Below are 21,276 nucleotides of genomic sequence, written 5' to 3'. Positions count from 1 at the left end.
AGATTGCATCCAGCTAGGCGGAAGGAGGTGACTGCATGCCCGGTATTCGAGTGAAGGAAGGTGAGTCCATCGAAAGCGCTCTCAAGCGCTTCAAGAAGGCCACCGAGAAGGCCGGAATCCTTTCCGAGATCCGCAAGCGCGAGCACTACGAGAAGCCTTCCGTGAAGCGGAAGAAGAAGGCCCTCGCCGCCAAGAAGCGCGCTGTGAAGAAGGCCCGCAAGTCGTACTAAGCAGGCCCGCAGTGAGGAGCCGGGGCTCCAGCAGTCAGGTGCCCTGGCTCCCGCCGTCCCATCCGCTGGCGCGGCGACCCTTTTCCCCGCCCGTGAGGAATCCCGACATGACCACCCTGAAAGAGCGCCTGACCGCGGACCTGAAGGACGCGATGAAGGCCAAGGACGAGCTGACCCTGAGCGTGGTGCGCATGCTCAAGAGCGCCGTGAAGTACAAGGAGGTCGAGCCGGGAGCCAGCGAGCTGGACGACGCGGGCATCCAGCAGGTCATCGCCACCCTCATCAAGCAGCGCCGCGACTCCGTCGAGCAGTTCAAGGCCGGAGGCCGTCCGGAGCTGGCGGAGAAGGAAGAGCAGGAGATCTCCGTCCTGCAGCGCTACCTGCCCCAGCAGCTCACCCCGGCAGAGCTCACCGCCGCCGTCCAGGCCTCCATCGCCGAGGTCGGCGCCAAGGGCCCCAAGGACATGGGCGCGGTCATGAAGAACGTGAACCCCAAGCTCCAGGGCAAGGCCGAGGGCAAGGCCATCTCCGAGGAAGTGAAGGCCCAGCTGGCCAGGCTGTCCTGAAGCACCGCCGTTTTCAGGGAACGGGGCGCCGGGAACGTCTCCCAGGTGCCCTTCCCGGCCCGGGCTCGAGCGGATTTTTTGATCCCTCGCCCGCTGGCCATTAAGCGCTGATCCCAAGGCCGTCCGCCCGTCCCCCACCCCGGGAGGCGAGCAGCCAGCCTTCAGGAGTGCGCGCCGTGTCCCAGCTCCCGTCTGTTTCCGCGCCCCGCCCGCGTCCGCCTGCCCTACCTGTCCGGGCGGGCGGGCGGGGAAGCGGCGGTGCGGGCCGAGTCAGACCGGGGCGTCAGGATTGCGGGCGGAAGGCCGCGCTCATGCGGATGGATGGAGGGGCGTCGTGATTCCGGAGCACAAGATCCAGGAGGTCCTCGACCGCGTGGACATCGTGTCGCTGGTGTCCCGTCACGTGGAGCTGAAGAAGGCCGGGCGCGAGTTCAAGGGCCGCTGCCCCTTCCACCAGGAGAAGACGCCTTCGTTCTACGTCGTACCGGAGAAGCGCTTCTATTTCTGCCACGGCTGCCGGGCGAGCGGCGACGCGGTGTCCTTCATCCAGCGCTACCTGGGCAAGACGTTCCAGGACGCGGTGCGGGACCTGGCGCAGGAAGTGGGCATCGACCTGGAGGCCGCGCAGGACCCGGGCCTCAAGGAGCGCCAGCAGGTCAAGGAGGCCACGGACTTCGCCGCGGAGCACTTCCGCGCCCTGCTCTGGCACGAGGACGAGGGCCGCGCGGCCCGGGCCTACCTGGCCAGCCGGGGCGTGTCCGACGAGGTGGCCCAGGGCTTCGGCCTGGGGTGGGCGCCCGCGCAGTGGAGCCTGCTGGCGGACCGCTTCCAGAAGAACGGGATGCTGGAGTGGGGCCTCAAGGCGGGCCTCATCACGAAGCGCAACAGCGGCGAGGGTTGCATCGACTTCTTCCGCAGCCGCCTGATGGTGCCCATCCGCGCGCCGGAGGGGCGGCCCATCGCCTTTGGCGGCCGGCTGGTCGCGGCGGAGGACGGGCCCAAGTACCTCAACTCGCGCGAGTCCCGGCTCTACAACAAGAGCGAGACGCTCTTCGGCATGGACCAGGCGCGCGATGAGATCCACAAGCGCAAGACGGCCGTGCTCGTGGAGGGCTACTTCGACTGCATCGGCTTGCATCAGGTGGGCGTGCGCCACGCGGTGGCCCTGTGCTCCACCAACCTCACCGCCGGCCACCTCCAGGTGCTCAAGCGCGCGGAGGCCCGCGACCTGGTGCTCCTCCTGGACGGGGACTCCGCGGGCCTCGCCGCCGTGGAACGACTGGCCGGTCCCCTGCTCGCCGCGGGCGCCCCCACCCGGGTGGCGCTCCTACCCCAGGGGGATGACCCGGACGTGTTCGCCCGCCGCGAGGGCACCGACGGCGTGGAGCGCCTCCTGGAGGGCGCCCAGCCCCTCACCGCCTACCTCTTCGCCACCCTGCTGCCCTCGGGCAGGCAGGCGAGCTTCGAGGAGAAGATGGCCGCGCTGGAGCGGCTCAAGCCCGTCACCGCCCAGGTGCCTCCGGGCCTGACGCGCTCGGCGCTCATCAGCGCGCTGGCGGGGCACTTCGGCTGGATGCCGGCGCAGATCGAGTCGTCGCTCCAGTACAAGCCGCCCCCCACGCCCAAGCCGGCCGCCGCGGCGCAGCAGCCCCACGTCGTCCCCGCCCAGGCCGCGCCCCGCCCCGTGCCCAAGCCCCAGGCGGAGCGTCCCCCGCCGGAGTCGGAGGCGCTCTATGTGGCCGCAATCCTTCGGGATTCCCGGCTGCTCGCCCGGGACACCTTCCGCGTGTGTGATGAGCTGTCCCACATGGGGCTGCGGATGGTGTTGGCGCAGGCCACGTCCGGGCAGGGGCTGGAGGAGGCGCTCTTCGAGGCGACGGAGGTCGTCAAGCGGACGCTCCTGGAGGCCGGCCGCCGGCTCTCCCCCGGGGGAATGGAGCTGGAGGCGGAGTTCATCCTCGCGTGCCGCGACATCATGGTGCGGCGTATCGACGAGCGGCTCGTTTATATAAAGCGAGCGACGGAACAGACTCCGGGGGCTTTTGATTTGACAGAGGAGACCCGTCAGCTCCTGTCCGAGCGCAAAGAGCTGCTGGCCCTCCGCAAGCGCGTCCTGGATGAGCTGAGGCCCGCTTCCTCGGCAACGGGAACAAAGGCACCAATGCAACCGGTTTGAGTTCGCGTTTGTAAGAAAGCTCGACTTTGCGGTAGATCGGCCGGCTCGCCCAGGCCAAAGCACCTGATTTTCTTAAGGAGAAGTACCCGAATGCCGACGCAGAAGCCCCCCAAGGCATCCGTGAAGCCCACCAAGAAGAAGGTGGACCCGGTGATCCGCAAGAAGAAGGCCCCGGACAGCCCTGCGGCGAAGGTCACGAAGGCAGCGGAGCCTGAGGAGAAGGAGCTGCTGGCGAAGGACGCCCCCGCCGAGGCGCCCGAGAAGATCAAGAAGAAGAAGGGCGTCGCCGCCATGGCCGACGACGTGGACCCCGAGGAGGCCGCGGAGGAAGCCGCCGCCGCCGTCCAGGTGGACCCGGACGCCGTGGAAGACGACGTGGAGGAGGATCCCGTCGCCGAGCGCAAGGAGGTCAAGGACCTGCTGGCCGCGGGCCGCGAGAAGGGCTTCCTCACCTATGACGAGGTGAACGACGCCCTCCCCGCCGACATCGTGTCGTCCGATCAGATCGACGACGTGATGAGCATGTTCGGCGACAACGACATCGAGATCGTGGACGCGCAGAAGGCCGCGCAGTCCAACGAGATCAAGCCCACCGTCGCCGTCGAGGAAGAGAAGGAAGACCAGGACGAGGACGAGAAGGACGAGGACGACGAGCCGGGTGGCAAGTCCAACGACCCCGTCCGCCTCTACCTGCGCAAGATGGGCAGCGTCAGCCTCCTCACCCGCGAGGGCGAGGTGGAGATCGCCAAGCGCATCGAAGAGGGTGAGAAGGAAGTCCTGCGCGCCCTGCTCGCCTGCCGCGTCGCCGTGGCGGACATCCTGGACATCAGCAACCGCCTGAAGACGGGCAAGCTGCGCGTGCGCGACGTCATCAAGGACGCGCCCGAAGAGGCCCAGTCTGAGAACGCGGAAGAGCCCGCCGAGGAAGCGGCCGAGGGCGAGGCCCCCGCGCAGCTGGCGCAGAGCGAGCTGAACAAGATCGAGCAGATCTCCAAGCAGATCGAGCGCTTCCGCAAGTTCGCCAAGGACTGCGAAGTGCTGGAGGAGGAGCTCTCCGGGAAGAAGAAGCTCACGGAAGTGCGCAAGAAGGAGCTCAAGCAGGAGGTGAAGGACCTCCGGACCAAGATGATGGAGGTCCTGGAGGAGATGCGGCTGAACAAGAAGCAGGTGGACCGCATCGTCCTGAACCTCAAGGGCCTCATCGAGCGCGTGGAGAAGGCGGAGGAGGAGCTCGGGGACCTGGAGCGCCGCTACCAGGTCAACATGAAGGACCTGCGCCCGCAGCTCAAGGAGTCGCGCGAGAACCCGAACATCGCCAAGAAGATCCAGAAGCAGCTCAACTTCACGCCCGAGCAGCTGGAGGTCCTGGACCGCGACGTGCGCACGGCGGTGCGGAAGATCAAGCGCGTGGAAGAGGAAGCCAACCTCCCCGTGGATGCGCTCCGCCGCAACTACGACGCCATCCGCCTGGGTGAGAAGCGCGCCGAGCGCGCCAAGAGCGAGCTGGTGGAGGCGAACCTGCGCCTCGTGGTGTCCATCGCGAAGAAGTACACGAACCGCGGCCTGCAGTTCCTGGACCTCATCCAGGAGGGCAACATCGGCCTGATGAAGGCGGTGGACAAGTTCGAGTACAAGCGCGGCTACAAGTTCTCGACGTACGCCACCTGGTGGATCCGTCAGGCCATCACCCGCGCCATCGCGGACCAGGCCCGCACCATCCGCATCCCGGTGCACATGATCGAGACCATCAACAAGCTCATCCGCACGAGCCGCTACCTCGTGCAGGAGATTGGCCGCGAGCCGACGCCGGAAGAGATCGCGGAGAAGATGGAGCTGCCGCTCGACAAGGTGCGCAAGGTCCTGAAGATCGCCAAGGAGCCCATCTCCCTGGAGACGCCCATTGGCGAGGAAGAGGACAGCCACCTGGGCGACTTCATCGAGGACAAGAGCCTCGTGTCGCCCGCGGACGCGGTCATCAACATGAACCTGGCCGAGCAGACGCGGAAGGTGCTGGCCACGCTCACGCCGCGCGAGGAGAAGGTCCTGCGCATGCGCTTCGGCATTGGCGAGAAGAGCGACCACACGTTGGAAGAGGTGGGCCAGGACTTCGAGGTGACGCGCGAGCGCATCCGCCAGATTGAAGCCAAGGCGCTGCGCAAGCTGCGCCACCCCAGCCGCTCCAAGCGCCTGCGCTCCTTCGTGGAGAGCTGACGCAGGGCCGTTGAGCTGATTGGATTCGAAGGCCTCCGTTCCCTCAAGTGGACCGGGGGCCTTCGTCGTTTGGACGTCCCCGTGGAGGTGCGCCGTGGCCGCGAAGAAGCCCGCCGAGAAGCCCCTGCCCTTCTCCGACAGCGTGATGAAGCAGGTGCGCTCCATTCCTCGCGGGGAGGTGCGCTCCTACGCGCAGGTGGCCATCTACGCGGGGAGGCCGGGCGCGGCGCGAGGCGTGGGGAGGGAGCTGAAGCACCTGCCGGGGCAGGCCACGCAGGTGCCGTGGTGGCGGGTCATCCGCTCGGACGGAACGCTGGCGCCCCCGGTGGCGCACGAGCAGGCGAAGCGCCTGCGCGCGGAGGGCGTCACCGTGAACGAGCGTGGGCAGGTGTTCCGCGTGGTGAAGAAGGACGGCAAGGCCTGACACGCGGCGGCGCTTGCCAGGCGCGCGCGGGCGGAGAGATAGTCCGCCTCGCGTCTGGCGTCAGAGACATGAGGGCCCTTAGCTCAGCGGTTAGAGCTGTCGGCTCATAACCGATTGGTCCCTGGTTCGAATCCAGGAGGGCCCACCTTCCCCTCAATGCGTTGCAGTGCCTCCGAAGTCTCCCCGGAGGCATCTGTGCGTGTCCGCATGTTATCCCTGGGGTGCAGCGCTCTTTCGCAGCTTCAGCGAGGCTCCACTCCATGCGGTTCACGTTCGAGCAGGCACTCCGAAGAAAGTGCGAGCAGAACCCTGACCTGTCTCTGCTCCTGAGCCAGTGGGAGTATGACCGGCGGCTCGTCTCCGACGCGTTGCAGACGATCCTGCGCTACTTCCCTCACTACAGTCGTCACGACGCATCCCACTCCAACACGATTCTCGTGCAAGTGGCGCGCATGCTGGGACCGGCGCGAATCGAGGCCCTGTCCGCGACGGACCTCTGGCTCTTGCTTGAGGCGGCCTACCAGCACGACATCGGCATGGTGGTGACCGATGAGCAGGTGCGCAACTGGTGGAACACTCCAGGCTTCAAGGACTTCGTGTCGCAGCTGCGAGACAGTCCGGACGCGGAGCTGCGCCAAGCCTCAACGCTGTTCGACGGGCGCGCTCCACCGGATGGCCTCGCCAGGGACTGGCCCGTTGAGGTCAGCCGCATCCTGACCCTCACCATCGCTGAATACGCAAGGCGGCAGCATGCGTCGAATGCGGCTCAGATCATCATGGATCCGGTGCGGACCATCGGGCTTCAGAGTCCCCGGACCCACCTGATTCCCGCGCGGCTGTTCCGGCTCCTGGGCAAGATCTGCGCGCATCACGGGCGTTCCTTCGAGGACACGATGCTGCTTCCGTTCGAGGAAGCCGGCCTCGGAACGGATGATGCGCACCCACGCTTCGTGGCCTGCATGCTCCGGCTGGGCGACCTGTTGGACCTGGACAACGGCCGCTTCTGCCCTGTCATGAGCCGGAGTTTTGGAACGCTCCCGGCGTCCTCCCTGGCACATTACGAGAAACACGCTTCCATCAACCACTTCCAGGTCTCACCTACGCGGATCGAGGTGGAGACTGAGTGTGCGTCCTATGAAGCCTATGAGGTCACGGACCAGTGGCTGGAATGGCTTCGCGGCGAGCTGAAGAACCAGATGGCTCAGTGGTCGGAGGTCGCGCCGTCCCGAGACTTCGGGGCATTGCCCAGCCTCGGCAAGGTCCAGGCGCATATCAAAGGCTACCTCACACTGGAGCCAGGCCGCAGGCCCCGCTTCGAGGTGGACCGCGAGCAGATCCTCACGTTGGTCCGAGGGGCTAACATCTATGCGAACCATTTCAGCTGCATCCGCGAGCTGCTGCAGAATGCCGTCGATGCAACCATCCTTCGCGTCTGGGCGGACCGATGGTCGTCGAAGTCGAGCGAGGAACTGTCGAAGCTGACGCCCGCGAGCCTCCGCGAGGTCCTGAAGGAGTTTCCCATCCGCGTCGGATTCGAGCGCGTCCCGTCCGACGAGGCGTCACAGACGGGCCGCTGGCGGGTTTTCATCGAAGACAAGGGCACGGGGATCTCGCTGAACGACGTCAGGTACATCCAGCGAATCGGTGCCTCCTCGAAAAATCCTGATCGGCAACGGATGATTCGGGAGATGCCGGAATGGATGCGGCCCTCCGGGATCTTCGGCATCGGGCTGCAGAGCGCCTTCCTCTTCACAGACAAGGTGATGCTCAGGTCACGTCACCATGCAACGCAAGAGGCGATCGAAGTGATCCTCCAGAATGGCCAGGGTAATGGCATGGATGGGCTTTCGATCAGACGACTCGAGGGGGCTGAGGCCAGGATCCCCGTTGGAACCACGGTGGAGTTCCATCTTGCACTCGCTCGTATCCCGAAATCGCGCGGCTTCATTGCGTCAACACATTTCTCAGAAGCACGTAAGGCTTTTGACCCGGTGACAGGTCTCGACTTCCCTCATGAAATTGAGTTCACCAAGGCGATCATTCGCAATTTCTCGGAAGCCTGCGCCTGTCCCATCACGATACAAGGCATCCCTCCTCAGGCGCCCCCTACTGAGAATTTGTTCGACAAGGCGGATTTTGATCCCGAAACAAATCTGGAGCTCACCCTAGAGGTCACCACCCGCGACGATACGCATGCTCGCCTTTACTACAGGGGGGCGCCTCTCAACACCATCAGCCATCGTAGCAGCCATCAATTCCTAAACATACACTGCAATATTCATGACGGCCGGGCCAGTGACTTTCTGTTGATCAACCGGGAGCAACTGACGGATGAGGGTGAGCAAGCCATCCAGAAGAGCCTGGAAAAGACAATCAAAAAGGTCCTTCCCCGTCACATCAGCGAGCTGCGCAGGAAGCAGCCGGAATCTCCTGAAATCAAGGCTGCATCATTGTCTGCCAAGCTTCTCAACCTAGATGCTCACATTGCTCGCAAGGAGTGGCTCGGCTACCAACTCATCGTGCGCGACGGGAAGGAGATGTCTCTCGATGAGCTTCTCTCCAAAGAGCGAGTCGACTTGATTCACCCTGACGGGTACTCAAGTGGCTCCCCTACTCTTGTCTTTCGAAGGGGAGAATCCCAAGTTGAGATCCAGATGGGAGGCGACTACTGGTGGCTCAACTACTTACTGCCAGAGTCCTTCGAACACCACGGCTACCATGCATATGGACAACGAAACATCGGCATATATATCTTCTCTCGTTATCGCAAAGATTCAGGCGTTTCGAAGGAGGGGATGCGTTCGCTCATGCAAAACTTGCACTCAAGAGCTGCCTTCTTCGGTGCCAGTTATCGGCTTTCGATACCCTGCCCCGACGAATACCAAACCCTTCAATATATCCCAGGAGAGAGAGACGAGCTCTTTGGTCGACTGGCTCCCTGGTACCGGCCTCGAATGGTCTGCCCCTTCGTCTCGCGTGACAGACAGGTAACAGTCCCCAGCCCCCACAAGCTGGTCCAGTGGACAGCCCAGAATGCAGCAGGAGAGCGCAAATCTGAAGCAGAGATAGCCCGAGCCCTCTGGGGCTTCATTCGTGAGACCGATGAATTGATGGCGGAGGAGTGGAAGGAGCGCAAGGCGTACGACCTGCAACGAGTCCGATTCGAACTCTCACGCTGGCTGGATTGATGGGCACACGCAGAGAAGAAGGAGCAGTGTCATCCTGCGGCCCATCCACCAGGAGACTTCTCCACCATGGCCCCACGTATCGCCTCCCTTCTCACCTTCCTCTCCCCCTCCGCCTGTGGCTCCGCGAGCGGTAACTTCGTGGGCGAATACGACAGCGTGACAATGCCGATCCTCACCTCTAACGGAGAGACCACCCAGGGCAATCCCACGAAAGGGACGTTGACCATCGTGGAGGGCAAGGGCGCGGACACGGTGATCATCGAGGACTCCGACTGCGACATCGGGGCGCCCGTGAAGAGCGACTCGACGTTCCAGGTGGTCTCCAAGTACTGCCCGGCCAAGGAGGTCGCGGACTGTGAGGTCACGCAGAACGTCGCCGAAGGGACCGGCCCCCTGAGCGGCAAAACGCTGGTCATCGATCTCTCTCGGACGAACACGGCCGTGTGCCCGGATTGGTCGACGACCAGTTCCTTCGCCCCGAGGATCGATGCAACGAAGAAGTAGAACTGTAGGTCAGCGTCTGGCTGGGTAATGCCAGACCTCGCCCCGGCATTGACTCTTTCCGGAAGACAATGACTTACGCGCTTTGAACCCCGCGTGTCGCCTCTGTGCATCACAGGGGGGATGGGATGGCCAACGCCGCTCCTGCTACGCTGCGGCCCATCCTCACATGACCACCCTGCTCTTCGCCGCGGCGACGGATCCTGACCTGTTCTCCGGCAATCTCATCTGGATCCTTGCCATCCTCTTCGGCCTCTTCAAACACCGGGAGGCCCTTCGAGAAGCCTCCACGAACCGCAAGGCGATCTATTCGCTGGTGGCCGTGGAGATCGCCGCGCTGGTGATGCTCGTCTCGCGCTTGATCAAGCCCGTGCTCGATGGCCCCCTGTGGGCCGTCCTGGCGCCACTGGTCGCGTTCGTCCTCTTGCTGCTGGGACTGTTCCTCGCCGTCACCAGCCTGCTGGAGCTCCGCTCCGACAAGGAACGGCGGCTGAAGGGACGCACGCACGCGGGGTGGGCCGTCGCGCTCTCGGTCCTCCTCCTTGGCGGCATGGGCTTCGGCTTCTTCAGCGCCCTCGCACGCCGGGACGAAATCCCGGCGGACTTCCGGGCGGCGAAGCCCGAGGAAGGCATCCGCGACGAGGAGTTCAACTTCGCCTTCCGGCACCCAGGCAAGCCCTGGACGACGATGAACGCCCCACGGCTCAACAAGCTCGCGAAGTTCGCCATGGCTCGCGGTGGCAAGAGCCAGATGTTCTTCATCATCATCCCGGAGAAGTCCGCGGACGGAGAGGTCCCTGGCGGAGAGGAGAGCACCGAGCTCATCGCGGACATCGTGGCCGCCAACCTCGAGAGCGGCATGGGCGCGGTCGAAAAACTGTCGCGCGAACCCCATGCCGTCGGAGAGATGAAGGGCATCCGCATGCGCACCCGCGCCCAGCACAAGCAGATGCCGCTGACCTACGTGCAGTGGGTCTACGCGCACGAAGGGTACGCCTATCAGCTCATGGCCTGGGGAAGCACCCAGGACGAGAAGGAGCTCTTCGCGGAGGCGGACCGCCTGTTCTCGCACTTCTCCATGGTGGATCCCCAGCGCAAGGCCACCCCCGCCGCCGCGGCCACAAGCCCGCTGAAGGGACACTCCACGGAGTATGGCTACTCCGTCGAATTGGACGGGCGGCTCTGGGGACGGCCCCCCAACCTCGCGACGGCGTTTCCCGAAGCGGACTTCGGCGCGACCGGTGACGACACCAGCATGATCGTCGTCCCCCTCTGGCTCTTCGGCGAGGAGCCCTCTCCGGATGCTCTGAACCACGGCCTGCTGGGCGTCCTCGACATCGACTCCCGCGAAGCCACGGTCCGCAATGCCCGCGAGGTCACCACGGGCAAGCTCTCCGGCCGGGCCTTCACCTACGAGACCCAGAACGAAGCGGGAGCGGTCGACGAGTACGAGCTGCGCGTGTTCCGGGACGGGGACATGGCGTACCTGCTCGCCGGATGGTGGGCCAAGAACCAGCCCACGCTCGGCGCCCGGGTCCGCTCGGCGCTGGATGCCGTCACGCTCAGCGCCCCCTCGACCGCGCCCCGCTCCGCGGCGGTGGGCAAGGCCTCCGCGACCACCCACGCGAGGACCTTCAACAGGATCGCGCTGTACTACACCGACCGGGAGGACTTCGCCGCGGCGCTCCCCTGGTTCAAGCGCGCCTTCGAGCTGGAGCCCGGAGACCCGGTGCTGCTCGTCAACGCCGCGGCCGGGTACGGCAACGCGGGGCAGTACGCGGAGGGGCTCGCCCTCATCCACGCCCACGCGAAACGGTTCCGGGGGGAGCTGCGGCTGGAGGCCTGGCGGGCCTGGCTGCTCGTGCGCAGCGGTCGTGAGACCGAGGGGTTTCAAGCCTACGCCTCGATTTTTCCATCCCGCTTCACCAACGAGTTCCACCTGGACCGGTATCTCTCGCTGCTCGAGGAGAAGGGCCGTACCGCACAGGCGCTCCAGGTCATCCAGCGATACCGGAAGCGAGCCGACTCGACGAGCGCCACGCTCACGCATGCGGGCATCCTGCGGCGCAAGGGTTCCCACGCGCAGGCCGCCGCCCTCCTGCGTCAGCGGCAGAAGCAAGCGGGCTACACCCTGGAGCTGTCCGAAGCCCTGGCGGACACGTGGTTGGAGGCCCGGAAGCCCAAGCTCGCCCTGGAAGTCGCCGAGGAGATGGTGAGCAAGTCAGCGCAGTCCCCCAAGGGCTACCAGGTCCGGGCCCGCGCGCAGTACGCGCTCAAGCGCTATGCGGAGACCCAGTCCTCCCTGGAGAAGGCGCTCGAGCTGGAGCCCTCTTCCGCGGACACACGCCAGTTCCTCGAGCACGTGTCCGGCATGCTGGGCCAGGGGGTGAACTCGGTGCTCAAGACGCCCATCGAGGAGGTCGCGCTGCCGCCGGACCTGCTGGCCCGGAAGGGCAAGCCCGCCGAGGCGCCGGGCCACAATGGCCAGTACCTCCTGCGCGCCACCGCCATCTCCTTCGTGAAGGGAAAGGAGCTGCGCACCACCGACCTGCGCCGGGTGCTGGTGCACAACGCGGCGGGCGTGGAGCGCTTCAACACCTTCGAGTTCGAGTTCGACCCGCTGGCCGAGGAGATCTTCGTCAACCGGGTGGAGGTCCGGGATGAGCAGGGCCGCGTGGTGGCCAGGGGCAAGGTGGAGGACTGCTACGTCTCCGACAAGGCCTCCGCGCAGCAGGGCACCCAGCGCCGCACCCTGGTGGTGCCCGTGCCAGGCCTCAAGCCCGGGCACACCGTGGACGTGGTGGTCACCCGGCGCGACCTCACGCCGAGGCAGTCCATGCACTTCCTCGAGCATGACTTCTCCACGGGCATCCCCACGTCACGCGCCGTGCTCTACGTCCGCGGCGACGTGGACGCGATGCAGTGGCGGGCCTCGCCCGGCATCAAGCCCCTCCAGGCGCCCGACGCATGGACCTTCGTCGTCGAGCAGCCCGCCATCTACCGCGAGGAGGGCATGCAGCCCGACTACCAGGAGTACCTGCCCATGGCGTGGCTGGCCCCCGTCGGCACGACGTGGGAGGCCGAGGGGACCGACTACCTGAAGTCCATTGCCGCGCAGCTCGTGCCCGCGTCCACCGTGAAGGCCCTGGCCGCCAAGGAGGGTGGGACGGCCAAGGAGGAGGCGACGCGTGCCGCCGCGCTGGCCCGGTGGGTCCAGAAGAGCCTGACCTACCGAGGCATCCTCTTTGGCGCCCGGGCCCGCATCCCGCACACCGTGGACGAAATCCTCGGCAACCGCACCGGCGACTGCAAGGACCACTCGCTCCTGCTGCACCAGCTGCTTGGCGCGGCCGGGATTGCCTCGCAGCTGGCGCTCGTGCGGACGGGCGGCCCCATCGTCGCGGACACGCCCTCGTTGGACCAGTTCGACCACATGGTCGTGTACCTGCCGACGGTGGGCGGGGGCACCTTCGTGGATGCGACGAACAAGTCCATCGCGCCCATGACCAGCGGGGAGATTGGGTTGGGCGGCCGGGACGCGTTGGTGCTGGAGGGCACGAAGTCCCGGCTCGTGCGCATTCCCCCGTCCTCCCAGAGCCACGTCCGCGCTGAACGCCACGTCCGCCTCCAGGGGACGACGCTGCACGTGAAGGAGCAGGTGACGCTGACGGGAGGCCATGCCTCCGCCCTGCGCTACTACCTCACCAGCGAGGAGCCCTCCGAGCGCGCGGAGCTGATGGCCTCCATGATGGGAGGCTCCCGCGCCGGCGTGAGCGTCACCACCCTGGAGGCCCCCGACCTGGAGGAGCCCGAGCGCCCGCTGACCCTGAGGATTGAATATGTCGTGCGCGGCCGCTTCGCCTCCGCGGGCGGCGGTATCGTGGGGCAGCTGCCCTCGCCCTGGGAGCACAACTTCCTGAGTCTCCGGGAGACGGAGCGACGCGACTCTCCCTTTGAGATGAGGGCGGCCCTCGTCATCGAGAGCGTGACCCATTTCGAGGTGCCCTCGGGACAGGAGCTCACGGAGCAGGACCTGAAGGAGCGCTCCGCCACCACGGACCATGCGGAGTGGAAGCTGGCGTCCCGACTGGCCGATGGCGTGCTCACGCGAGACTTCCGCATCCAACGGGCGAAGGGACGCTACGAGGCCTCCAGGTACGCGGCGTACAAGGACGCCGTGCAGGCCGCGCTGGGGGCCTTGGAGCAACGCGTATCGCTGCGCGGGCCCGCGTCCGCGGCCGTCCAGGAGTAGTCCGACGTCAATCACTTGCACCCTGACTGCATCGTTCGCGCGGTCGGGGACGCCTGGAGATGCACTCTTTCGGGCGCGGGGAGCCCCTATGCGCAACGCGTCGAAATCCATCGCAAATGACCGCGTCTACACATACCTGGTGAAGTTCGGGAACGCGACCTGGCGCTACATGGTGCGCATCATCCCGGATGGCCGCGTGACAAACCTCGGCCTGGCTGAGAACTGAACGAACCGGCGGGGCGGCGGCGCATAGGATGCGCGGACATGGACTTCCAGGCGCGACTTGAGGCCCTGACACGTCAGCTCCGGCCCTGGTCCGCGCTCTGGTCCCACTCCATCCTCCAGGGCTGGCCCGGGTCCGGCGCCGCGTATCCCGAGGACTGGCTGGCCTATGCCCGGTCGCTCGATGAGGCGGGCGAGCGCCAGCTGGACCAGGGGGTGCTCGTGGGCGTTCCGCCGCCGTCCCTGGGCGCGCTCCTGGGCGCGCTCCAGGAGCTGACGGCGCTGCCCTGGCACGAGGGCCTTCACCCGCTGACGGTCGCGCAGACGCAGGGCCTCAGCGCCAAGAAGACCCACGAGCTCGAGCGGGTGCTTGCCCTGCTCGCGCCGAGGACGCGCTTCATCCACCAGGCGGTCGATATCGGCGGCGGCATGGGACATCTCGCCCGCCTCTGTGCGCGGACGTTCGGGTGGAACTTCCACAGCATCGATCGGGACGCCGCGTTGCAGGACAAGGGCCGGCGGTGGCTGACGAGAACCCCTCACCCGGGCGGGGACACCCTGTGGTTCATCCAGGCCTCCGTCGAGGACGGGCCCCAACCGCGGATTGATCCGCTCTTCTCCGGCCGGGACCGGGCCTCCATCGGTCTGCACACCTGCGGGCCGCTCGCCCTCACGCAGATTCGCAAGAGCCAGGGGGCGGGCTTCGTCCTGAACATCGGCTGCTGCTACGACAAGCTGGAGGCCCCGCGGGATTACCCCGTCTCCCGCTTCGGGGGTGCGCATCCGCTGCCCTTCACCCCGCATGCCCTGGCGCTGACGACCCGGGGACGGCATCACAAGACCGAGGGGGAGTTCGCGCGGATGAAGCGGGTGTACGCGTGGCGCTTCGCGTTTGACCTCCTGTCGAGGCAGCGCTTTCCCGAGCGCGGCTTCGTGAGGGCCGGAGACGCGCCCCGGACGCTCTATGACGGACGCTTCGCCCTCTACGCGCGCGACCGCCTGGCGCGCCTGGACCTCGAACCTGGCATGACGGACGCCGAGCTGGACGCCTTCGAGGTGTCCGTTCGCGCCGAGACGCGCGACCTCTTGCTCTGCCATCTGTTGAGGGACCGCTTCTCGAGGGCGCTGGAGGTCGTGCTCCTGCTGGACCGCGCGCTGCTCCTGGAGGAGCTGGGCTTTCAAGTCGATCTGCTCCAGCTCTTCGATCCGCGCTTGTCTCCGCGCAACCTCGCGCTCATCGCGTCGCGGAGCGCTTGAGGACCTTCGTCACCCGGTGAAGACGCCCCAGCAGATGTCGTTCCGCGCCCGCTGGTCTTCGAGGACGAACTCACGGAGGGGCGCGGGGATCCGTTTTCGCTGCCATCCGAGCTCCTTCATGCGAGCCCCTTCCGCGTCATCCTCGGCGACCGACGCGGCGGCGGCCCGGAGGGCGTACGCCGCCGCGCCCAAGTAGTGCGCGGCGACGTGGGCGACGGCCACCGCCTGGCCTGCCGCGAGCGCCGCGAACCTGGCCGGGTCCGGCAACCCACGCCCCGCGGCGTTGGCCACGAACGCGGTCCGGTGGGCGTCACGCATCGGCACCTCGCCCCGGATCCACGCCCGCCCCACGGCGATGGCTTCACGGGGACGCGCGTCCCCAGGGCGCGCGTTCTCGAAGAAGGGCAGGACGTGCTCCGCGCAGACGGCGGCCCACTCCGCGAGCAGGTGGTGGTCCTCGTCGGTCAGGCTCCCGCCACGACGAATCGTGATCAACCGGGGGTCTCGCTCTTTCGGCAGGATCGGCATGGACGGATCCTCGCTCAGCCTCCTCCCCTTCAGGGCTCGGAAATCGAAGCGGGCATGGGGCAACGCCCTTGGACCATCCCTCCCCCACCCGCTCCTCTCCGTCCCTATCTTCAAGGTCCTGAGGCCTTTCGCCACGGAGGCGAGCCATGAGCACCGGAGCATCCATCCCCAAGCCCGCCGACGCGGTCCCCCGCTACGTCCTGGAAGGCCGGGTGGTCACCCTCAACTCCCGGGACGAGGTGCTGGAACACGGGCGCGTCCTCGTCCGAGGCAGCCGCATCGTCGCGGTCGAGCCGTCAGGCGGCCCGCTCCCCGAAGCCTTCCGGGACGCGCCCGTCATCCACACCCGGGGGACGCTGTATCCAGGGCTCATCGACCTGCACAACCACTTCGTCTACGACGTGCTGACGCTGTGGCGGGTGCCGAGAAAGTATCTCAATCGCACCCAGTGGCCGCGCCACGCGGAATATGGCCCGCGTATCTCCCTGCCGGTCCGCGTGCTCGGTGGCCATGCCCCTACGGCCCGCGCCATCGTCCGGTACATCGAAGCCAAGGCGCTGCTGGCCGGGACCACCACCGGCCAGGGGATCCGGACCCGCGTGTCCGGCGGAGAGGCCCTCTTCCGGGGCGCCATGCGCAACGTCGAGGAGCCCCGCGACGACCACCTGCCCGCAGGCAGCACCCGCGTGATGGACCTGCATGACGACGCCGAGGACATCAAGTCCTTCCGCGACGCCCTGGAGTCCCGCGCCGCGTACTTCTACCACCTGGGCGAAGGCGTGGATGACTACGCCCACCGCCGCTACCTCGACCTGGCTGACCATGACCTCATCCAGCCGTCACTGGTCGGCATCCACAGTCTGGGATTGCAGCGCCCGGACCTGGACAGGATGGCGGACAGGGGTGCAAAGGTCGTGTGGTCCCCCTTCAGCAACCTGCTGCTGTATGGACAGACGTTACCGGTGTCGGACCTGCTCGGCGCGGGCGTGACGTTCTCGCTGGGCTGTGATTGGTCCCCCACTGGCAGCAAGAACCTCCTCCAGGAACTGAAGGTCGCTCGCCACGAAGCCGCGCGACAGGGCGTGTCCCTGTCCTCACGGACCCTGGTGCGCTCGGTGACGGCGGACGCCGCCCGGGTCGCGGGCTGGCAGACCCAGGTGGGCACCCTCCGGGCCAACGCCCTCGCGGACCTGCTGGTCATCGCGGGCACGGACGGCGACCCCTATGACACGTTGATCTCCGCCACGGAGAAACAGGTGCGCCTCGTCACCGTGGATGGCGTCGCCCGCTACGGAGACCGCGCGCTGATGGAACAGCTCGTCTTCGACCCGAGCCATCCCTCCGAGCCCTGGACCGTCGACGGCGTCGAGAAGGCCTTCTCCCTTTGGGCGGAGGACTCCCCCCTCAACGACCTGGGCTTCGAAGCGGCGCGCTCCCTCCTCGAAGAGGCCATGGCGGACCTGCCGGGCTTCCAGCAACGGATGGAACACGCGGAGCGCGACCGCGCGGGCCCGGAGCCGTTCGCGCTCGTGCTCGACAATGAGCCGCAGGACGTCTTCGCCACCGGGTCCGATGACTTCGCGTTCCTCACCGACCTCCACCGCGTCGCCGGACGCATCACGCTCGACGCGCCCACCGTGGGCGGGGAGGACTACTGGGCGCTCCTGTCGGCACAGACCAACCTGGATGACACCCTGAAACAACAACTGCGGCAGGACTATGCGTGACGGACGCCCGGGGCGGAGGCACCCTCCCCTTCCGGGCAGGAAATAAATGCCCCTGACGGCGTAACCCCGGTGCGGCGGCAGCACCGGACAGGCCGGAAGGGACATCTCGAATGAATCACAGCGTGCGGAAGGCATGGTGGGGGGCACTGACGGCGGGTGCCCTGCTCGTGGGTGGCGGGGCCTGCGGAGGCGACGACAGCCCCCCGGAGGACAACCCGTCCTCGGACGCGGGGACGCAACCCGATGCCGGCACGAAGCTCCCCGCCGAGGAGGGCCGGGCGCTCGCTGTATCCAATGGCGGACTCGTCGTGGTGGGCTCCACCGAGGCGAACCTGGCCACCACGGGCGTGGACCTGCTCGTGCGGCGCTACACCGCTTCCGGTGAGGTGGACACGTCGTTCGGCACGCAGGGCTCCGTGGTGCTCGACTTCGAGGGTCCCGCCAAGGGTTCCATCTCCGGCCAGCGGGAGCAGGACGACCGCGCGGACACGGTGGCGGTGCTCGCGGATGGCAGCATCCTGGCCGCGGGCTTCGCGCGGGGCGGCAGCGCTTCGAATTCACGCGACTTCGTGGTGGTGAAGCTCAAGGCCAATGGCCAGCTGGACACGGGCTTCAACAAGACGGGCAAGTCCCGGCTGCATTTCGGCGAGGAGAACAGCGTCAACTTCGTGGGCACCCTCCGCGGCCTCCTGCCCCTGGCCGACGGCCGCTTCTACGTCGGCGGCTTCCTGACCAAGTCCGACGGGCTCGACGAGGACTTCGCGCTGATCCGCTACAACGCGGACGGCTCGCTCGACACGACGTTCAAGTCCGCGGGCAGCCCGTCCGGCAGCTGGATTGGCGGCGCGTACACGGACGCCGAGTCCGTACAGGGCATGGTGCTCCAGGGCTCCAGCGTCGTCCTGGGCGGGGGTGACCACTTCGCGGCCGTGCGCATCACCTCCAGCGGCAGCCAGGACCTGACGTTCGGAACCCAAGGCCTCGCCAAGAGCGAGGGCGGCCAGGCCCACGCCCTGGTGGCGCGCCCCAACGGCGGCTTCCTGCTCGCGGGCTCCGAGCAGGACGTAAAGGTCGGCGGCGAATGGCACGGCGTGCTCAAGCTCGTGGCGTACACGGCGGACGGCAAGCCGGACGTCACCTTCGGTCCCGCGGGCGTGCGGCAGCTCACCGCGCCCGCGGGGGTGCTCGACGTGGTGGACGTCAGCGGCCTGCGCATCCAGGCGGATGGAAAGGTCCTCGTCTTCGCGGACGTGTATGCGAAGCCCGTGCTCTTCCGGCTCCAGGCCAACGGCGACCTGGACACGTCCTTCGGCACGGACGGCATGGTGCGCTGGCCGGAGACGCAGCTCGCGGTCCCGCTCTTCGTCCGCTCCACCACCGGACCGAAGCTGGCCATCCTGGGCGACCGGGCCTTCGTCACGGACGCGAACGTCTACTCATCCGGGTTCTTCCCCGATGAGAACGCGCGTCTGTTGTTGAAGAGCACGGGCCTGTAGGCCCGGCCAGCATCAATGCATCCGCACCTTCACGCTCATGCGTCCCCGGGGGATGTTCAGCGTGGACCTTGGCGCAGGGGACGCGGGCATGGAGGGGGCGACGCGATTCCTGGCGTCGTAGCGCTGGCGTTTCGCCGCGTCGCCCAGCTCGTCGTACGCGGCCTGGATGCGGAGGAAGTGCTCCGTGGATTCAGGCCGGGAGTCCCGGTCCGGGTGACACTCTCGCACCTGTCGCAGGTACGCGCGCCGGATGTCGCGCGCGTCCGCGGTCGTCGTCACGCCAAGCACCGCATACAGGTCCACCATGGACCGGAACCTGGAGACGTTGCGCACTCACGGCAAACGGACCGCGAGACGCACGCGTTCGTCCGGTCCCTCACGTCCGGGCTCAGCCCTTGATCGTGTACTTCACCGACACGCTGTCGTGGTCCGAGCGGAAGCCGCGGTCGACGTGGGCGCCGTGGCTCTTCAGCGAGCCACTGGGCGTGTGCATCAGGTAGTCGAGGGTGCCGTGGCCGTGGGTGCCGACGTTGAGCTTGTTGTCGTACTTCACCTGGTTGCCCAGGACCTTGTAGCTGTCCCGGTTGAAGTCGCCGCCCACGATGACCGGCAAACCCTTCTTCTCGAAATGGGTGACCAGCCGGTCCAGCCGGTCCATGTGCTTGTTCCACATGTCCTGCCGCCACTCCTTGTGGGGCTTGTTGCCGCTCCAGGCGCCGCTGACCAGGTGCGTGTTCATCCGGATGATGCTCTTGCCCGTCTCCTCGTTCTTCAGCTTCACCCAGGTGACGTAGCGGTTCGGGGAGACCCCTTTCTTGCCTTCATGGGTCCGCAGGAAGCCCTCGTCCTGGAGCTTCCACTCGGACTTCTTCCAGGAGATGGGATTGGGAATCCGCAGGCCGCCGTCGCGGGGCATGTAGTGCCCCCACTCCGGGCCCAGGTCGCGGATGGCCTTGAAGTAGCGGTCGGGGCTGATCTCGTTCCAGCCAATCAGGCCGCCCTGGGACGCCGCCCGCTTCACGTCGTGCACCACCGCGGCCTGGTCCATCACCGGGTTGCTCTTCACGTTGATGGTGACGGTCTTGAAGGTGTCGCGGGTGCCCGCCAGCGATTGCTCGCTGACGTGCCCCTCGTGGGCCGCGCCCAGTTCCAGGCGGCGCCAGACGCCACCGCCCACCACGCCGTCCACGTGCTGGAAGTCGTTCTTGCGCTCGAACTGCTTCACCGCCGCCCGGGTCTGCGTGTCGAAGTGATCATCCGCCTGACCCTTCAGCAGGCCGTGCTGGATGAGCTTCTTCTCCAACCGTTTGACGTCGGGACCGCTGGAACCCACCCCCAGGCGGTGCGGGTGTGGGGCTTTGGCGTCGGGCTTGAGGCGCATGACCCATTCTCGAACATAGCCGCCCGAATGTTGTGCTGGATCCTCGGGAAACAAGAAAATCCAGCACAGGTAAAAAACATCAGCGGAACCCTTTTCCGTCTGTTCCTGCCCCGCCGTCTCGCGCCGTCAGCGCCAGAGGCAGCGCGTGTCCAGGGTGTAGAAGTCCGAGGGGACGAACGGATCCCACGTCTGCCGCACGAAGTAGAGCTGGCTCAGGTCGCGGCTCACCACGGGGTGGAACTCGTCCTTCTCCGTGTTCACCTCGGGCCCCAGGTTGACGGCTGGGGTCCAGGTGCCCGCGACGTTGAAGCTCACGTACAGGTCGCCCAGCCCGTAGCCCCCGGGGCGGTTCAGCGAGGCGAAGACGAGGACCCGCCCATCCGGGGACACCCAGGGGTTGTACTCCCAGGAGTCAGGGCTGTTCAGCGCGGGGCCCAGGTTCTCCGGCGCGGTGTAGCGGTTGCCCAGGCGCCGCACGCGGTACATCTCGAAGTCCGTCTCGAACGTGCCGCTCGCGAAGTAGACCGTCCCGTCGCGCGTCACGCTGGGGTACAGCTCCTCCCTGTCTGTGTTCACGAGCGGCCCCAGGTGCTCGGGCGTTCCCCAGCCGTTGCGGACGCGGTGCACGACCCAGAGGTCGGTGTCCGGCCGCTCGACGCCGCCGTTCACCGGGCGGGTGGAGGAGTAGAAGAGGGACTGCCCATCCGGGGAGAGGAACGGATCCGAGTCCTTGTACGTCCCCGAGAACGACACCACCTCACCGGGGCTCCAGTGGCCGTTCTTCAGCTGGGTCACGTAGATGGCCTGGTACGGCGGCGTGTCCGAGTCCACGTGGTAGTACGCCGTCCTCCCGTCCGAGGAGAACGCGAGCCGGTACTCCGAGCGCTCCTCCAGGGAGATCTCCCCGGGCGCGAAGAGGCTGCCTCCCGGCTCGCACCGGGGCTGTCCCCAGGACGCGGACTCCGGCGCGAACCCTTCGGCCTCCTGGGCCCCGGCGGTGCCAGCCGTCGTCACGGCGGAGACGGCGAGGAGGACGTTCATCGACCACTGCCTGGCGAAACGGTGCATGTGCATCTCCTTTGTTGAGAGCACCGTCGCCCGGCGGCGGCGAAGGGGT

Annotated in this window: 16 protein-coding genes and 1 tRNA gene; 13 read left to right on the top strand and 4 right to left on the bottom strand. The window is 66.8% G+C overall.

Features of this window, described 5'->3' with window-relative positions; all coding sequences use genetic code 11:
• The first annotated feature begins 35 nt into the window (after positions 1-35).
• From rpsU to NR792_RS38835, 11 genes are all read left to right on the top strand, one after another.
• A complete protein-coding gene (gene rpsU, locus NR792_RS38885; protein ID WP_014395136.1) occupies positions 36-230 on the top strand; it encodes a 30S ribosomal protein S21 in 195 nt (64 codons plus the stop codon).
• 107 nt (positions 231-337) lie between these two features.
• Positions 338-796, top strand: coding sequence for a GatB/YqeY domain-containing protein (locus NR792_RS38880; protein WP_375757739.1), 459 nt, complete (start codon positions 338-340; stop codon positions 794-796).
• Positions 797-1,130: 334 nt separating this feature from the next.
• Complete coding sequence (gene dnaG / locus NR792_RS38875; protein ID WP_375757738.1) at positions 1,131-2,972, top strand: DNA primase; 1,842 nt, start codon at positions 1,131-1,133, stop codon at positions 2,970-2,972.
• A 90-nt stretch (positions 2,973-3,062) separates the two neighbouring features.
• Positions 3,063-5,183 (top strand): RNA polymerase sigma factor RpoD, encoded by a 2,121-nt coding sequence (gene rpoD, locus NR792_RS38870; RefSeq protein ID WP_375757737.1) that lies wholly within the window; start codon positions 3,063-3,065, stop codon positions 5,181-5,183.
• Between the two features lie 94 nt (positions 5,184-5,277).
• Positions 5,278-5,607 carry an MGMT family protein gene (locus tag NR792_RS38865; RefSeq protein WP_375757736.1) on the top strand — a complete coding sequence of 110 codons (330 nt, stop codon included), beginning with the start codon at positions 5,278-5,280 and terminating at the stop codon, positions 5,605-5,607.
• Positions 5,608-5,679: 72 nt separating this feature from the next.
• Positions 5,680-5,752 (top strand) — tRNA-Ile (locus tag NR792_RS38860).
• 115 nt (positions 5,753-5,867) lie between these two features.
• On the top strand, positions 5,868-8,795 hold the full coding sequence (locus NR792_RS38855; RefSeq protein WP_375757735.1) for a hypothetical protein: 2,928 nt from the start codon (positions 5,868-5,870) through the stop codon (positions 8,793-8,795).
• Between the two features lie 66 nt (positions 8,796-8,861).
• Positions 8,862-9,299: a hypothetical protein gene (locus NR792_RS38850; protein ID WP_375757734.1), complete on the top strand. Its 438-nt coding sequence runs from the start codon at positions 8,862-8,864 to the stop codon at positions 9,297-9,299.
• A gap of 166 nt (positions 9,300-9,465) precedes the next feature.
• Positions 9,466-13,548, top strand: a complete 4,083-nt coding sequence (locus NR792_RS38845) for a DUF3857 domain-containing protein (RefSeq protein WP_375757733.1) — start codon at positions 9,466-9,468, stop codon at positions 13,546-13,548.
• A gap of 88 nt (positions 13,549-13,636) precedes the next feature.
• On the top strand, positions 13,637-13,774 hold the full coding sequence (locus tag NR792_RS38840; protein WP_375757732.1) for a hypothetical protein: 138 nt from the start codon (positions 13,637-13,639) through the stop codon (positions 13,772-13,774).
• Positions 13,775-13,812: 38 nt separating this feature from the next.
• Entirely contained in the window at positions 13,813-15,027 is a 1,215-nt protein-coding gene (locus NR792_RS38835; RefSeq protein ID WP_375757731.1) for a methyltransferase, read from the top strand.
• Between the two features lie 9 nt (positions 15,028-15,036).
• On the opposite strand, the gene NR792_RS38830 is transcribed toward NR792_RS38835, so the two are convergent.
• A complete protein-coding gene (locus NR792_RS38830; protein ID WP_375757730.1) occupies positions 15,037-15,555 on the bottom strand; it encodes a putative immunity protein in 519 nt (172 codons plus the stop codon).
• A gap of 146 nt (positions 15,556-15,701) precedes the next feature.
• Here NR792_RS38830 and NR792_RS38825 point away from each other — a divergent pair, with 146 nt between their 5' ends.
• On the top strand, positions 15,702-17,282 hold the full coding sequence (locus NR792_RS38825; protein ID WP_375757729.1) for an amidohydrolase family protein: 1,581 nt from the start codon (positions 15,702-15,704) through the stop codon (positions 17,280-17,282).
• Positions 17,283-17,404: 122 nt separating this feature from the next.
• Positions 17,405-18,778 (top strand): hypothetical protein, encoded by a 1,374-nt coding sequence (locus NR792_RS38820; protein WP_375757728.1) that lies wholly within the window; start codon positions 17,405-17,407, stop codon positions 18,776-18,778.
• A gap of 12 nt (positions 18,779-18,790) precedes the next feature.
• Here the strand turns inward: NR792_RS38820 and NR792_RS38815 are convergent, their stop codons facing one another.
• From NR792_RS38815 to NR792_RS38805, 3 genes are all read right to left on the bottom strand, one after another.
• The gene (locus NR792_RS38815; protein WP_375757727.1) at positions 18,791-19,084 is read right to left on the bottom strand and encodes a J domain-containing protein; all 294 of its coding nucleotides are present in this window, start codon (positions 19,082-19,084) and stop codon (positions 18,791-18,793) included.
• An 82-nt stretch (positions 19,085-19,166) separates the two neighbouring features.
• Entirely contained in the window at positions 19,167-20,159 is a 993-nt protein-coding gene (locus NR792_RS38810; RefSeq protein WP_375757726.1) for a peptidoglycan-binding protein, read from the bottom strand.
• Positions 20,160-20,285: 126 nt separating this feature from the next.
• Positions 20,286-21,227 (bottom strand): TolB family protein, encoded by a 942-nt coding sequence (locus tag NR792_RS38805; protein WP_375757725.1) that lies wholly within the window; start codon positions 21,225-21,227, stop codon positions 20,286-20,288.
• Between the last annotated feature and the right edge of the window lie 49 nt (positions 21,228-21,276).

The sequence above is a fragment of the Corallococcus exercitus genome, from assembly GCF_042231735.1.
Taxonomy (GTDB): Bacteria; Myxococcota; Myxococcia; order Myxococcales; family Myxococcaceae; genus Corallococcus; species Corallococcus exercitus_B.
Note: the sequence above shows the minus strand (reverse complement) of the source record. Positions and strands in the feature narration are given on the sequence as shown.

Excerpts from the sequence above, each read along its gene's own strand:
- rpsU (WP_014395136.1), top strand. The coding sequence starts at position 36 with ATGCCCGGTATTCGAGTGAAGGAAGGTGAGTCCATCGAAAGCGCTCTC.
- NR792_RS38880 (WP_375757739.1), top strand. The coding sequence starts at position 338 with ATGACCACCCTGAAAGAGCGCCTGACCGCGGACCTGAAGGACGCGATG.
- rpoD (WP_375757737.1), top strand. The coding sequence starts at position 3,063 with ATGCCGACGCAGAAGCCCCCCAAGGCATCCGTGAAGCCCACCAAGAAG.
- NR792_RS38855 (WP_375757735.1), top strand. The coding sequence starts at position 5,868 with ATGCGGTTCACGTTCGAGCAGGCACTCCGAAGAAAGTGCGAGCAGAAC.
- NR792_RS38850 (WP_375757734.1), top strand. The coding sequence starts at position 8,862 with ATGGCCCCACGTATCGCCTCCCTTCTCACCTTCCTCTCCCCCTCCGCC.
- NR792_RS38845 (WP_375757733.1), top strand. The coding sequence starts at position 9,466 with ATGACCACCCTGCTCTTCGCCGCGGCGACGGATCCTGACCTGTTCTCC.
- NR792_RS38840 (WP_375757732.1), top strand. The coding sequence starts at position 13,637 with ATGCGCAACGCGTCGAAATCCATCGCAAATGACCGCGTCTACACATAC.
- NR792_RS38835 (WP_375757731.1), top strand. The coding sequence starts at position 13,813 with ATGGACTTCCAGGCGCGACTTGAGGCCCTGACACGTCAGCTCCGGCCC.
- NR792_RS38830 (WP_375757730.1), bottom strand. The coding sequence starts at position 15,555 with ATGCCGATCCTGCCGAAAGAGCGAGACCCCCGGTTGATCACGATTCGT.
- NR792_RS38825 (WP_375757729.1), top strand. The coding sequence starts at position 15,702 with ATGAGCACCGGAGCATCCATCCCCAAGCCCGCCGACGCGGTCCCCCGC.
- NR792_RS38815 (WP_375757727.1), bottom strand. The coding sequence starts at position 19,084 with ATGGTGGACCTGTATGCGGTGCTTGGCGTGACGACGACCGCGGACGCG.
- NR792_RS38810 (WP_375757726.1), bottom strand. The coding sequence starts at position 20,159 with ATGCGCCTCAAGCCCGACGCCAAAGCCCCACACCCGCACCGCCTGGGG.
- NR792_RS38805 (WP_375757725.1), bottom strand. The coding sequence starts at position 21,227 with ATGCACCGTTTCGCCAGGCAGTGGTCGATGAACGTCCTCCTCGCCGTC.